Annotated in this window: 12 protein-coding genes; 5 read left to right on the top strand and 7 right to left on the bottom strand. The window is 71.8% G+C overall.

Going from position 1 to position 14,840, the window contains the following annotated elements:
- Window positions 1-89: 89 nt before the first annotated feature.
- Window positions 90-1,994 carry a hypothetical protein gene (locus F4554_RS10680; RefSeq protein WP_179787237.1) on the bottom strand — a complete coding sequence of 635 codons (1,905 nt, stop codon included), beginning with the start codon at window positions 1,992-1,994 and terminating at the stop codon, window positions 90-92.
- The gene (ispD, locus tag F4554_RS10675) at window positions 1,991-3,628 is read right to left on the bottom strand and encodes a 2-C-methyl-D-erythritol 4-phosphate cytidylyltransferase (protein WP_337795962.1); all 1,638 of its coding nucleotides are present in this window, start codon (window positions 3,626-3,628) and stop codon (window positions 1,991-1,993) included. The genes F4554_RS10680 and ispD overlap by 4 nt, the downstream gene beginning before the upstream one ends.
- A gap of 374 nt (window positions 3,629-4,002) precedes the next feature.
- On the opposite strand from ispD, the gene F4554_RS10670 reads away from it, so the two are divergent.
- Both F4554_RS10670 and F4554_RS10665 read left to right on the top strand, forming a co-directional pair.
- On the top strand, window positions 4,003-6,132 hold the full coding sequence (locus tag F4554_RS10670) for a glycosyltransferase family 2 protein (protein ID WP_179787236.1): 2,130 nt from the start codon (window positions 4,003-4,005) through the stop codon (window positions 6,130-6,132).
- A 79-nt stretch (window positions 6,133-6,211) separates the two neighbouring features.
- Window positions 6,212-6,814: a dTDP-4-dehydrorhamnose 3,5-epimerase family protein gene (locus F4554_RS10665; protein ID WP_179787235.1), complete on the top strand. Its 603-nt coding sequence runs from the start codon at window positions 6,212-6,214 to the stop codon at window positions 6,812-6,814.
- 119 nt (window positions 6,815-6,933) lie between these two features.
- Here the strand turns inward: F4554_RS10665 and F4554_RS10660 are convergent, their stop codons facing one another.
- Entirely contained in the window at window positions 6,934-7,344 is a 411-nt protein-coding gene (locus F4554_RS10660) for a nuclear transport factor 2 family protein (protein WP_179787234.1), read from the bottom strand.
- A 155-nt stretch (window positions 7,345-7,499) separates the two neighbouring features.
- On the opposite strand from F4554_RS10660, the gene F4554_RS10655 reads away from it, so the two are divergent.
- Entirely contained in the window at window positions 7,500-8,396 is an 897-nt protein-coding gene (locus F4554_RS10655) for a helix-turn-helix domain-containing protein (RefSeq protein ID WP_179787233.1), read from the top strand.
- A 52-nt stretch (window positions 8,397-8,448) separates the two neighbouring features.
- On the opposite strand, the gene F4554_RS31495 is transcribed toward F4554_RS10655, so the two are convergent.
- The 4 genes from F4554_RS31495 to F4554_RS10635 form a co-directional block, all read right to left on the bottom strand.
- Complete coding sequence (locus tag F4554_RS31495; protein ID WP_202889240.1) at window positions 8,449-9,465, bottom strand: class I SAM-dependent methyltransferase; 1,017 nt, start codon at window positions 9,463-9,465, stop codon at window positions 8,449-8,451.
- Window positions 9,466-9,622: 157 nt separating this feature from the next.
- Window positions 9,623-10,492, bottom strand: coding sequence for a dTDP-4-dehydrorhamnose reductase (gene rfbD / locus F4554_RS10645; protein WP_179787232.1), 870 nt, complete (start codon window positions 10,490-10,492; stop codon window positions 9,623-9,625).
- A complete protein-coding gene (gene rfbB / locus F4554_RS10640; RefSeq protein ID WP_425546731.1) occupies window positions 10,489-11,562 on the bottom strand; it encodes a dTDP-glucose 4,6-dehydratase in 1,074 nt (357 codons plus the stop codon). Before rfbB ends, rfbD begins: the two co-directional genes overlap by 4 nt.
- The gene (locus F4554_RS10635; RefSeq protein ID WP_179787231.1) at window positions 11,559-12,626 is read right to left on the bottom strand and encodes a glucose-1-phosphate thymidylyltransferase; all 1,068 of its coding nucleotides are present in this window, start codon (window positions 12,624-12,626) and stop codon (window positions 11,559-11,561) included. The genes rfbB and F4554_RS10635 overlap by 4 nt, the downstream gene beginning before the upstream one ends.
- Before the next feature lie 168 nt (window positions 12,627-12,794).
- Here F4554_RS10635 and F4554_RS10630 point away from each other — a divergent pair, with 168 nt between their 5' ends.
- Both F4554_RS10630 and F4554_RS10625 read left to right on the top strand, forming a co-directional pair.
- Window positions 12,795-13,442 (top strand): SigE family RNA polymerase sigma factor, encoded by a 648-nt coding sequence (locus tag F4554_RS10630; protein ID WP_337795961.1) that lies wholly within the window; start codon window positions 12,795-12,797, stop codon window positions 13,440-13,442.
- Entirely contained in the window at window positions 13,430-14,791 is a 1,362-nt protein-coding gene (locus F4554_RS10625; RefSeq protein ID WP_179787230.1) for a sialidase family protein, read from the top strand. The genes F4554_RS10630 and F4554_RS10625 overlap by 13 nt, the downstream gene beginning before the upstream one ends.
- Window positions 14,792-14,840 lie beyond the last annotated feature (49 nt).

The following is a 14,840-nucleotide window of genomic DNA, read 5'->3' as shown; positions in this document are numbered from 1 at the left end:
ACGGCGGCTTGGTCAGCGGGCGGCTGGCCGGCAGTCGACCGGTCGGTGGGCGGCCGGTCGGCTGGTGGCCGGTCGGCAGAGGACGGTGGTCAGGACCCGGCCACCGCCTTCCGCATGCGTTCCAGTGCCGGGGGCTCCGCGGGGCCGAGGAGCTCCGCGCGCAGCTTCGCCCGCTCGGTCGCGGCCGGATCAGCCTGCCCGCGCCCGGCCGCCAGCAACCGGTCCAGGCCCGCGCAGTCGGCGCCGAGCAGGTAGCCGCCGCGGCACGAAGGGTACCGAACGATGAACTGCTCCTCGGGGAGACCGGCCGGGTTGGTGACGGCGTAAGGCCGCCCGCGGGCCAGGAAGTCGGTGATCACGCTGGACACGTCGCTCACCAGGACGTCGGCCGCGGTGAAGCAGGCGTACAGGTCGAAGTCGGGTCCGGGGACCACGAGGTGGACCGGGGGGCCCGGCCGGTCGGCGAGCTGGGCACCCGCCCAGGCCGCCCGGGCGGTGACCTCCTCCACCCGCGAGGTGGTGGCCGGCGTCGCCATGGCGTCCAGGTCGTCGCGAGGGACGGCCAGTCGCTCGGGGGACGCGGGCCGGTTCACCCGGTGGCCGCCCAGCAGCGCGACGATCTCCCGGTGTGCCCGGGCGACCCCGGGGTCGCGGGTGCCGGCCAGGGGGTGCGGGCGGTACAGGACGCGGACGTCGCCCTCGGCCAGCAGGCGTTCGACGAGTTCCCGTCCTCCGGCACCGAGCGAGGTCTGGTGCGGCTCGTCGCCGTATCCCTCCCAGGTCGGGGCGTACAGCACGGTCAGCCGACCGGCCACCCGCTGCCCGGCGGTGCTCACGTCGGGACGGCCGGCCACCTCGTCCAGCTGGGGCCGGCCGATCTCGACCACCCGGGCGGGGTCGATGCCGATCCCGGCGGCCGCGAACCGTTCCCGCGCGGCCGGTCCCGAGACCCACACCTCGTCGTACGCCTTGAGGAAGGGGTTGGTGGTGACCGCCTTGTCGCTGTCACCGTGCCCCACGAACACGTGCCGGACGCCGCGACGGCGGAGCAGGTGAAGGTTGCTCACCGCGTGCGAGACGTACATCGCCACCCGAAGGTGCGGCAGTGGAAGCTCCATCAACACGGTGCCGTGCTCGACGCACAGCACCGGCAGGGTGGTCGGGCCGAGGTGGCGGAAGGTCTCCCGGTCGCGCAGGATCAGCAGGACCGACACGTCGAGGCGTTCGAGCGTCTCGACCCACATCTCCAGCTGGTAGAGCGTGTCCGGGCCGGAGCCGAAGTGCACCGCGACCTCCGGCGCGGCCTTCGCCAGCGCATTGTCGACCGCGGCGCGCAGTCGCGCCCGGCTCAGCCGGCGCATCTCCACCGCGGCGTACGCGAGCACGGCGACACCGGCCAGCACCAGCGCCGCGGCGACCACAGCACCCGCCACCAGCGGACCTGCCGAGCCGGCCAGGACGGCCACCGCCGCGCCGGCCGACAGGGCGACGTCTGGGCAGCCCAGCGTGGTGTCGGCGTGCCGGCCCAGCACCGGCGGCAGCGCGCGGGGTACCCGGAGCCTGCCCAGGTCCAGCCCGCGGCTGAGCACCGGCATCTTCCTGGCCCGGTGCACCACCTCGCCGAGCCCGGCGCCGGCCGCCCGCAGCGCGGCCAGCGCGAGCAACCCGGCCACGGCGACCACGAACCAGCTCCGCGGCGCCTCGGTGCGGACGAGGAACGCGAGGACGGCCACCGCGCGCAGCAGGCCCCGCCACTGGGAACCCAGGCCGATCCGGCTCAGGGCCCAGCCGACGAACGGCGCCCGCAGCGTGCCGGCCACCTCCAGGGCGGCGACCGCCAGCGCGGTCACCAGCAGGCCGGCCGCGGTGGGGACCAGCGCGGTCACCAGCAGGCCGGCGTACGCCAGGACGAGGCCGCCGGCCAGGCCGAGCGCCCGGCGCCCGGTGTCCGGCGCGGGGGCCCGCTCGGTGACCTGGACCAGACGGTTCGTCATCCGCGGCGCCGGTCGTTCCCGTCGCCCGTGTGTGTGCTCTCCCCGCCGTTCACCGTGTCCGCCGGGTCCGCCGCGTCCACCGCGTCCACCTCGTCGGCGTCGTCGGCGGCGTGTTCCTCCACGTGTTCGAGCGCGGTCGAGATGTCCCGGGCATGGTCGTGGTCACCGGGCGGTGTGGTGACCGGCGCCGGGGCGGGGTCTCGCCGTACGTCGACGACGTTGCCCGTCTGCTCCGACAGCAGGACGTCGAGGGAGGCCAGGCCGACGTCACGCGCGGGCAGCAGCGTGCCCGGCGGCTCCTCACCGAAAGCGCGGGTGCGCATCGGCGTCTGGGTGCGTTCGGGGTTGACGCAGTTGACCTGGATCCCGTCGGCGGCCCACTCGTCGGCCAGCGCCTGGGTGAGGTTGACCACCGCGGCCTTGGTCGAGGAGTACAGGCTGTAGCCCGCCCGGCCACGGGTGTAGGAGCTGGACGTGAACAGCAGCAGGTGTCCGCCCGTCTCGGCGAGGTAGCGGTGCGCCGCCCGCGCGACGTAGACCGGTCCCAGCAGGTTGACCTGCAGACTCTGGGCGATGAGGTCGTCCGGGGCGTCGGCCAGGGGAACGGTGTGCAGCACACCGGCAGTCACCGCGACGTAGTCGATCCGGCCGGACTCCTCGTACGCCTGTTCCAGCGCGGCGCGCACGTGCTCGGGGTCCTCCACGTGGGTGCCCGTCGCGGACCGGCTGAAGCTGAACACCTTGGCACCGAACTCGCGCGCGGCGTCACCGATCTCGGCCCCGATGCCGTAGCTGCCGCCGAAGACGACCAGCGTCTTGCCTGCCAGGAGTTCGCCGGCGTGTTCCGTCGGCACCGGGCTGGGCGGGGTGTGCGAGCCGAGTCGGAAGAGCTGGTCCGCGAGGAACACGTCGATCGGGTAGGTGACCTTCATGTTGCGTTCGGAGCCCTCCACCACAGTGATGGGCACCTCGGGGAGATAGCGCAGCACCACCGCGCAGTCGTCGGTGGCGGCGAAGTTCGGGTCGTCCGCCGCCACCTCGTAGGCGCGGCGGATCGTGGACAGCCGGAACGCCTGCGGGGTTTGCCCGCGCCGCAGCCGTGCCCGGCTGGGGATGTCGGTGATGAGCCCGTCGTCGACGACCACGATCGTGTCCGCGGAGGGAATCGCCACGTCGACCGCCGCGAACGTGTCCAGCGCCTTCACGCAGTCGGCGATGATGCGGTGGTCCAGCAGCGGGCGTACGGCGTCGTGGAACAACACCTTGGCCTCGTCCGGCCCGACCGCCTCCAGCGCGCGGCGGGTGGTGTCGTTGCGGGTCTCGCCGCCCTCCAGGACGCGAGTGACCTTGCGGAAGCCGGCGTTCTGGATGATCTTCTCGGCGTCCTCGGTCCAGCCCGGCGCCATCAGGACGATGATCTCGTCGATGTCCGGCGAGGTCTCGAACACCTCGAGGGTGTGCTCGAGGAGCGGCTTGCCGGCCACCTTGAGTAGCTGTTTGGGGAGGCGAAGGCCCACCCGGGTGCCCTGGCCACCGGCCAGCACCACTCCCACCGCGCGTAGTGGTTCACCTGTCGCCGGCGCCGGCGCCGTCACCGCTGGTGCGGGCGTGGTCTCGGGCCTCGTGTCGGCCACGGTCGGGTCACATCCCCTCTGGTCGTCACTTTTCGTACCCGTCGACGCACGCAGTGCGTCCTCATGTCCGGATCTGCCAGAGCCGGGCGGGGTCTCCGCCCACTCCCGGCGGGCCGGGAACCGCCGGTCGCGGCTCCCAGGTCCGGTAGGTACGGTTCCGAGGATGGTAGTTGGCCGGTGCGCCAGGTGTCCGGTCGCCTGCCGTCCACCTGTCGTCTGCTCGCCATCGGGCGGATGCGCACCCTGTCGACGCCGATTTCCCCCGGCGCGGCCTGGACCGTGCGCCCAGCGCGCTCGGCTACCCTCTCACTGCGCAGCGACAGGTGACGACCGACGCATTCGAGGCCCCGCGAGAGGGGCGGAGGACGGGGCTGATGGCTGAGGAACTCAAGGTCAGCGTAGTCGTTCCGGTCTACAATCCCGGGCGCTACGTCGAGGACTGCATCGCGTCGCTCCTGCGGCAGAGCCTGCCGGCGCAGGAGTTCGAGGCGATCTTCGTCGACGACGGGTCGACCGACGAGACCCCGGCCCGGCTGGACGCGCTGGCCGCGGAGCATCCGCACATGCGGGTGATCCACCAGGAGAACTCCGGCTGGCCCGGCAAGCCGCGCAACGTCGGTGTCGACGCGGCCCGCGGCGAGTACGTCTTCTTCGTCGACAACGACGACTGGCTCGGCGACCAGGCCCTCGAGCGCATGTACGCCTTCGCCCGGGAGAACGACTCCGACGTCGTGATCGGCAAGATGGCCGGCAAGGGGCGCGGGGTCCCCCGCGAGCTGTTCCGGCGTAGCTACCCCAAGGCGACTCTGGCCACCGCGCCGCTGATCGACAGCCTGACGCCCCACAAGATGTTCCGGAAGGCGTTCCTCGACGAGAACAACCTCCGGTTCCCCGAGGGTCGGCGGCGGCTGGAGGACCACGTCTTCGTCACCGCGGCGTTCTTCGCCGCCGAGACGATCTCGGTGCTCAGCGACTACGTCTGCTACTACCACGTACGCCGCGAGGACTCCTCCAACGCGGGCTTCCAGCGGTTGGACCCGCACAGCTACTTCGCCAATCTCAACGAGGCCCTGGACATCGTCGAGGCCAACACCGAGCCCGGCCGGCTGCGGGACGGCCTGTACCGCCGCTGGCTACGGGTGGAGATGGTCGAGCGCCTGCGCGGCAACCGGCTCCTGGTGGCCCCGCCCGACTACCGCCAGGAACTGTTCGACGAGATCGCGAACACCTGCGAACGCTTCGGGCCCGGGGTGGCCGCCGGACTCCCGCCCAGCCAGCGGGTGGTCGCTGCCCTGATCCGCGCGCGCCGGCTCGACGACCTGGTGCGGCTGGCCCACTGGGAGGGCGGCATCCGGCACCACGCCGAGTTGGAGGACCTCGCCTGGCACGACGGCGCGCTGCGGATGTCGTTGACCTCGCAGCTGTTGGCCGGCCGGGAGCCGATGACCTTCCGGCACGCCGACGGGCGCGACATCCTCGCCCCTCCGCTGTCGGCCGAGGCCGCCGAGCGGATCTCCGTGACGGAGCTGGACGCCACCGACCGGCTGACGCAGAGCAAGGTGGACGTCATCCTCCGCTCCCGCGACAACGGCGCGGAGCACTATCTCCCGGTGACCTTCACCTCCGACCGGCCCGCGGTCGGTGCGGGCAACTCCACCTTCGCGCTGGAGCTGCGCACGGAGGCCACGCTGGACGCCGGCACCGCGGCCGGCGGCGCACCGCTGGAGCGGGGCATCTGGGACGTGGTAGCCCGGATCAGCTCCTGCGGCTGGCGAAAGGACACCCGGCTGGGCTCGGTCCGCACGGCACAGGCCGGCGCGCACCGTGCGCCGGCGGTGGCGGGCACACCGCCGCGGGTGATCACGCCGTACTGGACCGACAAGGGCAACCTGTCCATCGACGTCGCCCAGAGGACCTCCAGCGTCGGCAACCAGCTGCTGATTCCCGGCGCGGCCACGCTGCGCCCCGCCGACGCCGACGCGGGTTCCGGTGGCGGTGCGGGTGACTCCGAGCTCCTGCTCGCGCTCCCGCTGCGCACCGTCGTGGCGGACGAGATCGACGAGGCCGCCGTCCAACTGCTGCACGAAGGAAGCGGTGTGGCGGTGCAGGTCCCCGGCCGGCTCGCTCCGTACACCCACGACGGGATCGGCTGCTCGCAGCTCACGGCGCAGTTCTCCCGGGACGCCCTCAGCGCCGGCCGCTGGTCGGTGCGGGTGCGCCTGGTCGCGGCCGAACACGGCACGTTCGTCCCGCTCCCGGTGACCGTGACGGTCCCGGCCGGTGCCGGCGTGCCGGTGCTGAACGAGTCCGGCCGGCGGGCCGGGAAGAACGGCGAGACGCCTTTCCGGGACTCCGAGGAGGGCGCGGGATCGGTCGAGGGCCTGCGACCGGAGCTGCTCGCCTGGCTGCGCACAGGCGGCCGCCTCGGCCGCCGGGCCGGCAAGGGGCTCGGCCGCCGGGCCCGCAGGTTGGTCGCCACCCGACTCAGGCGCAACCGCGGCTGACACCCCCGGTGAACCGAACCCCCACAGTCCGACGAAGAGCCGAAGCGCGGACGGCAGACACCGAACGAGGAGTGGAACGTTGCAGCCCCTGAGCATCGACGGCGCCTGGCTCGCCCAGCCGCCGGTCTTCCCCGACAGCCGAGGCCTGTTCTCACCGTGGTTCTCCGGCGAGGAGTTCCGCAAGGCCACCGGACACGACCTGGCACTGCGCCAGGCCAACCTCTCGGTGTCCGCCAAGGGGGTGCTGCGCGGTGTCCACTTCGCCGACGTACCGCCGAGCCAGGCGAAGTACGTCACCTGCGTACGCGGCGCCCTGCTGGACGTGATCGTGGACATCCGGGTCGGCTCGCCGACCTACCGCCAGTGGGAGGCGGTACGCCTCGACGACGAGACCAGGCACGCGGTTTACCTCAGTGAGGGACTCGGGCACGCGGTGATGGCGCTCACCGACGACGCGACGCTGCTGTATCTCTGCTCGGAAGGCTTCGCGCCCACCCGCGAACACGGCGTCCACCCGCTCGACCCGGCCCTCGGGATCGACTGGCCGGCCGACCTCGAGCCGCTGCTGTCGGACAAGGACGCCGCCGCTCCCACGCTGGCCGAGGCCGAGCAGCAGGGCCTGTTGCCGTCGTACGCGGACTGCCAGGCCTACCGCGAGCAGCTGCGCTCGCAGGCCGGCTGACACACGCTTCACCTCACCAGTGGCCGCGCGGACTCCTCCTCGGAGGAGTCCGCGCGGCCACGGTCACGCTCGGCAAGGCTCAGTCGTGCTCGGCCCCGCTCAGTCGTGCTCGGCCCCGCTCAGTTGTGCTCGTGGTGGCCGAACCCCTCCGGCGGCTGGTCGAGGAAGCCGGTGATCTCGGTGATCCGGCCCGTGCCGTCGAGCTGGAGTACGTCCGTCCCGGTGGCGAACGACGTGTCGCCGACGACGATCTCCCACCGCACCCGAGCCCGTTCGTGGTGGGTCTCCGGCACCTCGCGCGCCTGGAACCGATAGTCGGGGAAGTGCTGCGCGAACTGGTTCCGGAACGCGACCAGCTCGTCGACTCCCCGCATCAGCGCCACGGGCGTACGAGAGCTCACCCCGGCGGCGAACGTCTGCGCGGCGAGCCGCTGCTGGTCCTCCGGTGACGCCGCGTTCCAGAACTCGACGTACCGGTCGACGGTGTGGGTGGAGTCGGTGGTGTCGTTGGTCTCGGTGGTCTCGGTCATGTGCAGGGTCCTCCGCTTCGAAAGACGTGGGTCGCCGCACGGGGCTCGTACGGCGACGGGTCGCAACGCCCACACGGTGACCCGGCCGGCAGCGGCTGGGCAATAACCTCAGACGTCATTGCCCGGCCGGACGGAGGGACGTCATCGTGGCCACCATGACTGCCACAGCCACCGCGCCGGAGGAGACGATCGGGATGCTGGTGAAACGGTGGCGGGAACGCCGTCGCCGCTCCCAGCTGGACCTGTCGCTGGCCGCGGAGATGTCGGCTCGGCACCTGAGCTACATCGAGACCGGGAGATCCAACCCGAGCCCGGCGATGATCGAGCGGATCTGCGACGAACTGGACGTGCCGCTGCGCGAGCGCAACCGCCTCCATCTCGCCGCGGGCTTCGCGCCGGTCTACCGCGAGCGACCGCTCACCGATCTCGGGGCGGCCCAGGAGGCGGTGCGCGCGGTGCTCGCGGGGATGGAACCCAACCCGGCCGTCGCCGTGAACGTGCACTGGGACCTGCTGGCCGCCAACGAGGCGATGGAGGCGTTCCTTCGCGACCTGCCCGGCGAACTACGCCGGGCCCCGGTCAACATGCTGCGGGCGACCCTGCACCCGGACGGCCTGGCGGCGCAGATCGCGAACCTCGGCCAGTGGCGGTCGCACGTGGTGCGGCGGGTACGCCGGCAGCTCGAACGCACCGACGCCGACGGGCTCTCAGCGCTCCTCGCCGAACTCGAGGCCTACGGCCCACCACCCCCGCCGGACGCGCCGATCACCACTACGGACGGAACCACCGCCGACGACCTGGTTGTGCCGCTGCGGATGACCACGCCGTACGGCGATCTCGCGCTGCTCTACACGGCCACGGTGTTCGGGTCCCCCCGCGACGTCACCCTGGACGAGATCGCCATCGAGACGTTCTTCCCTGCCGACCGGGCCACCGCAGACGTACTCCGCTCGCTGGCGGACCTGCGGACCTCCGGACCGCCCCGGGAGGCAGCGCACCTACCTGAGCCGGAACAGCGAGAAGCCCCCACCCGCGCGGCTTCACGCGGATGAGGGCTTCCCGGTGCTTTCGGCGTTCGCCGGTGGGCCGAGGCGCAGGCGCGCCTCAGCGGCCGGCGCGCAGGCTGCGGCGTACGCGGTTGCGGACGAGCTGGCGTACGTCGTCGGGCAGCCGGTCGACGACCTTCTTGCCCGCCGCGCGAACCGCCGGCTGCCCGGCAGCGCCGCGGATCAGCCGCTGGGACAAGGTGGCCTGGCCGTTCCCGCCGGCCGGTGCCGCGGAGGCGGCCGACGCGGCCTTCGGGGCAGCCTTGGGCTTGGGCGCCGACTTCGGTGCGGCCGGGCGCGGCTCGGGCTGCCAGCCGGCGAGGGACAGCGGCACGTCCGGCGCCTCGCCGAGCACCTTCTCGATCTCGGTGCGTACGACGGCCAGCTCCGCGACGTCGCCGCTCTCCCGGGCGGCGATGAAGCGGGGCCAGAAGTCCGCCTTGAGCACGGTCTCCGGGGCCATCGCGACACGCCTGTCGATCAGCACGTCGGGAACCTGCTGCGGGTCGGGCTGGATGTAGGTCTCGATGATCTCGTCGTACTTGTCGGAGAGCACGGTGTTGGCCGGGTCGAGACCGAGGACGACGAGCACGCCGGTCGGCCCGGTGTCCATCAGCGCGAGGATCAGGTCGGGACGGTAGCGCTGCAGCACCGGCACGATCTTGAAGACGTCACCGGTCCAGCCGCCGGTGTGCCGGTCGCGGGCCGCCTCGTCGATGTTGCGCGGCAGCATGTCGTCGAACACCACCACGGTGCCCGCGTGGGCGTGCCGCTCGGCGTTGATGAAGTCACGGAGCGCGAACTCGAACAGGTGCATCCCGTCGATGAACGCCAGGTCGATGGCCGTGCCGTTCAGGTGCTCGAACGGCTGCTCACGGGCGAAGAAGTCGTCGCTGGTGGCCCGCACCATGTGCAGGTCGCAGCGAAGCTCCTTGACGACCTTGAACGCCGGGTCGACGGCGACGGTGGGTACGCGGGACAGGGCGAGGCTTCGGCCGTCGTTGATGCCCACCTCGAAATAGGCACGCGGCCGGGAGACCTCGTGCAGCGTGCGGAGGAACTCGTGGCGAAGCACAGGAACACACTCCTCTTACGGACGGACGGTCGAACTGCTGGCCGGTCGCTTTCTGAGCGAGCGACCGTAGCCTGAAAACCGACAGTGACGCACACGGCCATGACTGTGACCGCGCACCGGTCGTGTCGCTACTCTTCGGCGTCGCACCAAGGTGGCCTCACCTTAGCGACGAAAACGCCGCTCGCAAGGCATCCCGCCACTCTCGCAGTGGCGGGATGCCGACCTGTGCCCAGCGATCGTGGCCGAGCACGCTGTAGGCCGGGCGCGGCGCGGGCCGCGGAAACTTGTCGGTCGTCGTCGGCCGGACCCGCTCCGGGTCGGCTCCGAGCAGCCTGAACACCTCGCGGGCGAGATCACACCAGGTAGCCTCCCCCGCACTGGTGGCGTGGAAGACCCCGCGCGCCTGCGGGCGGGCGCCGAGCGCGACCAGCGCGCCCGCGACGTCGGCCGTCCACGTCGGCTGGCCGCGCTGGTCGTCCACGACGTCGAGGGTGTCCCGCTCGCCCTCCAGCCGGATCATCGTCCGGACGAAGTTGGCGCCGTGCTCGCCGTAGAGCCAGGCGGTCCGGACCACGGTCCCGGTCTCGGGCAGCGCCGCGAGGACCGCCTGCTCGCCGGCGAGCTTGGTGCGGCCGTACGCCGTACGTGGCCCGGTCGGGTCGTCCTCGGCGTAGGGCCGGGTGCCGTCGCCGGCGAACACGTAGTCGGTGGACACGTGCAGTAGCCGGCCGCCACGCTCGGCGCAGGATTGGGCAAGCACCCGCGGCCCTTCGGCGTTGATCGCGTGGGCCGCGTCCTCGTGCTCCTCGGCGTCGTCGACCGCGGTGTAGGCGGCGCAGTTGACCACGACGTCGGGGGCGTGGTCGGCCATCGCCTTGGCCACCGCGGCGGCGTCGGTCACGTCCAGGTCGGTGCGGGTCAGCCCGACGACGTCCTCGTCACCAACGCCGTCGGCGCCGTCGGCCCGCAGCCGGGCCACGACGTCCCGGCCGAGCATCCCGCCCGCACCGGTGACGAGCCACCTCACGCGAGACCTGCCCGCTGCTTCAGCGGCTCCCACCAGGCGCGGTTGTCGCGGTACCACGCGACCGTCTCCGCCAGGCCGGACTCGAAGTCGTGCCGCGGCTCGTAGCCCAGTTCGGCGTTGATCTTGCGCCAGTCGACGGAGTAGCGGCGGTCGTGGCCCTTGCGGTCCTCGACGTAGTTGACGCTGTCCCAGTTCGCGCCGCACGCGGACAGCAGCCGGTCGGTGAGCTCCTTGTTGGTGATCTCCGTACCGCCGCCGATGTTGTAGACCTCGCCGGCCCGGCCCTTCTCCAGGACCAGCGCGATGCCCTGGCAGTGGTCGTCGACGTGCAGCCAGTCGCGGATGTTCAGGCCGTCGCCGTACAGCGGCACCTTCCCGCCGTCGAGCAGGTTGGTGATGAACAGCGGGATGACCTTCTCCGGGAACTGGTACGGCCCGTAGTTGTTGGAGCAGCGGGTGACGCGGACGTCCAGGCCGTGGGTGCGGTGGTAGGCCAGCGCGATCAGGTCGCTGGACGCCTTCGACGCGGAGTACGGCGAGTTGGGCGCGAGCGGGTCGGTCTCCGGCCAGGAGCCCTCGGCGATCGAGCCGTACACCTCGTCGGTCGACACGTGGACGAACGGACCGATCTCACGGCGGTGCGCGGCGTCCAGCAGCGTCTGGGTGCCCACGACGTTGGTGACCACGAAGTCGGCGGCACCGGTGATGGACCGGTCGACGTGCGACTCGGCGGCGAAGTGCACCACCGCGTCGTGGTCGGCCAGCAGGCTGTCGACCAGCCCGGCGTCGGTGATGTCGCCCTCGACGAACGCGAAACCAGGCCGGTCCCGCACCGGGTCGAGGTTGGCCGGGTTTCCGGCGTACGTCAGCTTGTCGAGCACCGTGACCCGCGAGCCGGTCAGGCCGGGGTAGGCGCCCGAGAACAGGGAGCGGACGAAGTGGGAGCCGATGAATCCGGCGCCGCCAGTGACGAGAATGCGCGAGGTCGCGCCGGGTTGAGGCACGGTGAACTCCCCTGGTGCTCGCTCGGTCATGACGTTGGTCACGACGCGGTCATGAGATGCGGTCATGAACTGATCTGGATCCGGCTGTGGTCACCGAGGACCAGCCGGTGGGCCTTGGGTACGCGTGGCGCCGGGGTGACCTCCACGTGGTGACCGACCAGCGACGCCTCGATCCGGCGTACGCCCGCGATGGAGGAGTCGTGCAACACGATCGAGAACTCGATCTCGGAGTCGATCACGTGGCAGTCGTGCTGGACGGACGTGAACGGCCCGACGTAGGAGTCGACGACCTTCGTGCCCGCCCCGATGATGACAGGTCCGACGATGCGCGACCCGGAGATCTCCGCACCTTCCTCGATCACCACCCGGCCGATGATCTCCGACACCTCGTCCACGGTGCCCTCGACGCGGGGCTCGAGCGTCTCCAGCACCGAGCGGTTGACCTCGAGCATGTCGTCGACGTTCCCGGTGTCCTTCCAGTACCCCGAGATCACCGTGGAACGCACGTCGTGGCCGTTGTCGATCAGCCACTGGATGGCGTGGGTGATCTCCAGCTCGCCCCGCCAGGACGGCTCGATGCTGTCGACCGCCTCGTGGATGGCGTCGGTGAAGAGGTAGACGCCGACCAGGGCGAGGTCGCTCTTGGGGTGCTGCGGCTTCTCCTCCAGGGCCACCACGGAGCCGGAGGCGTCCAGCTCGGCGACCCCGAACGCGGTCGGGTTGGGCACCTTGGTGAGCAGGATCTGCGCCTCGGGGCGGTCGGCTCGGAACGACTCCACCAGGGAGCTGATGCCGCCGACGATGAAGTTGTCCCCGAGGTACATCACGAAGTCCTCGTCGCCGAGGAAGTCGCGGGCGATCAGGACGGCGTGTGCCAGCCCGAGCGGCGCCTCCTGCGGGATGTAGGTGACCGAGATCCCGAACTGCGACCCGTCACCCACCGCCTCCTTGATCTCCTCGGCGGTGTCCCCCACCACGATGCCGACCTCGGTGATGCCGGCCTCGGCGATCGCCTCCAGTCCGTAGAAGAGGACGGGCTTGTTGGCGACCGGAACCAACTGCTTGGCCGACGTGTGTGTGATCGGTCGAAGGCGTGTGCCTGCTCCACCCGAGAGCACCAGTGCTCGCATGGGTCGACACCATAGCCGTCCGGACTGGGCAGCGCCCGCCTCGGCTCGGCGGGGATGGGTACCAACGTGAGTATCGGGACGGATGCGAAGATTTCGTGGAACCGGGCAACCTACGGTGAACGGTCCTGCGTCCGAAGGCACGGACCGCCAGAGGCGAAGGGGAGCCGCGTGCGGCGCGAAGAGGAGGATGCGTTCGATGCGTTCGTTCGTGGGCGTATGTCCGACTTGTTGCGATTCGGCCACATGCTGACCGGCAACGCCGACGCGGCCGCGGACCTTGTCCAGGACGCACTGGAGCGCACCCTGGCGGCCTGGCCGCGGGTGCGCAACCGCGACGATCCCGAAGGCTACGTACGTCGGACGATGGTCAACCGCAACGTCAGCGTCTGGCGCCGGCGTCGCCGCGAATACCTCACCGACGACGTACCCGAGAGCGGCCAGCACCTCGACCCACCGCTGCCCGACCAGGAGCTCCAGGCCGCGCTGGACTCCCTGCCCAACCGCCAGCGGGCCGTCCTCGTGCTGAGGTTCGCCGAGGACCTTTCCGAACGCCAGACCGCCGACATGCTGGGCTGCTCCGTCGGCACGGTGAAGAGCCAGACCTCCAAGGCGCTGGCGAAGCTTCGGCTCCGGTTGCCCGAGGCGGCCGGCACCGTCACCCGTGGCCCAGCGCCACGTCCGGTCCGGCCCGCCGCCGAGTCCCCGGTCGAATCCACCGTGGTCATGGAGACCCCGGCCGACCACCCCGCCGCCGTGGAACACCCGGCCAAGCGTCCCGCCGCCGGCGAGGGAGAGAACACACGATGGACCCGCTAGAGGGCCGGCTGCGTGAGGCGCTGCGCGACGACGCGTGGCGGTTGCCGGCCGACACGGCGCTGCTGGACCGGGTACGCGTCAGCGCCGCCGCGCGGCGCAGGCGTCACCGGACCGCCGCGGTGACCGCCGTGGCGGTGTTCCTGCTCGTCGCCGGGATGGGCGGGGTGGGATACATCTTCCGCGGCCCCGGCCAGACGACGGTGGCCGGAAAGAGCGAGTCCACCACGACACTCGAGCGCGCACGTGAAGATGCCGCGAGCCCGACCCATGACGACACCGCCGGCGCACCGGCGTCCACCCGGCGCCCGAACTCGACGCGGACCCCGCGCCCCACGACCGACGCCCACACCGCGCCTCCGTCCCCGACTCCGCCGGGGAAGTCCGCGACGCCCGACGTGGCGGCGGGCGCGGTGCCGGCGAAGTTCTCCCCGGTGTCCCTCACCGCCGCGAACGACCAGAACTTCTGGGTCCTCGGTGAATCCGCCGCCGGGCCGGGCCGCGCCACGGTCGTGGTCACCAGTGACGGCGGAGCCCGCTTCACCGCCCTGCCGACGTTCGCCGCACCGGTCGTACACGCCACCAACAAGGTCACCGCAGGCACCGTCCACGACCTGCGCTTCGCCGCCGATGCCAAGGACGGCTGGGCGTACGGCGGCGCGTTGTGGAGCACCCACGACGGCGGCCGGGGCTGGCGTCAGGTGCGCTCGGTGCCCGGGCTGGTCGAGCAGCTGGAGACCGCGAACGGCACGACGTACGCGCTGGTGCGCGACGGCTCCACCTGGACGCTGTGGCGCTCGCCGAGTGGCGAGGACACCTGGAGCCGGGTCGGCGTCGACCTGCACACGCCCGCGAGCCTGGCGGTGACCAGCAAGGTGGTCGCGGTCACCGACCGGTCCGGCAACGCCGCCTTCGTACTGACCTCCGCCGACGACGGCAAGACGTTCGAGCAGCACCCGACGCCGTGCAACGCGGATCTCTCGGGCGGCCGGCTCTCCGCGACCGCCGACTCGATGTGGTTGACCTGCCCCACCGGCACCGCCGCCCAGGTGCACGTCTCCCGAGACGGCGGCGCATCCTGGTCGGCGGTGTCCTCGGGCACGCCCGCGATCTCGGGTACCGCGACCGCGCTCGGTGCCCGGAGCGCCCAACAGGCGGTGGTGGCCGTCCCCGGCAAGGCGCTCCTGGTGAGCGGGTCGGACCAGCCGGCGCAGACGAAGGTGGAGGGCCTGGGCACACCGACGTACGCCGGGTTCACCAGTGACCAGGTGGGCTACATCCTCGACGTGGACGGCGGGTTGTTCCGCACCGTCGACGGTGGCGGCACCTGGCAGCCGGTCCAGGTCAGATGATCTTGACGATCCGCTGATCGACTGGTTCGCCGCGTGACGGCACACCGGT

The organism is Actinopolymorpha rutila (genome assembly GCF_013407855.1).
In the GTDB taxonomy this organism is placed as follows: domain Bacteria; phylum Actinomycetota; class Actinomycetes; order Propionibacteriales; family Actinopolymorphaceae; genus Actinopolymorpha; species Actinopolymorpha rutila.
Note: the sequence above shows the minus strand (reverse complement) of the source record. Positions and strands in the feature narration are given on the sequence as shown.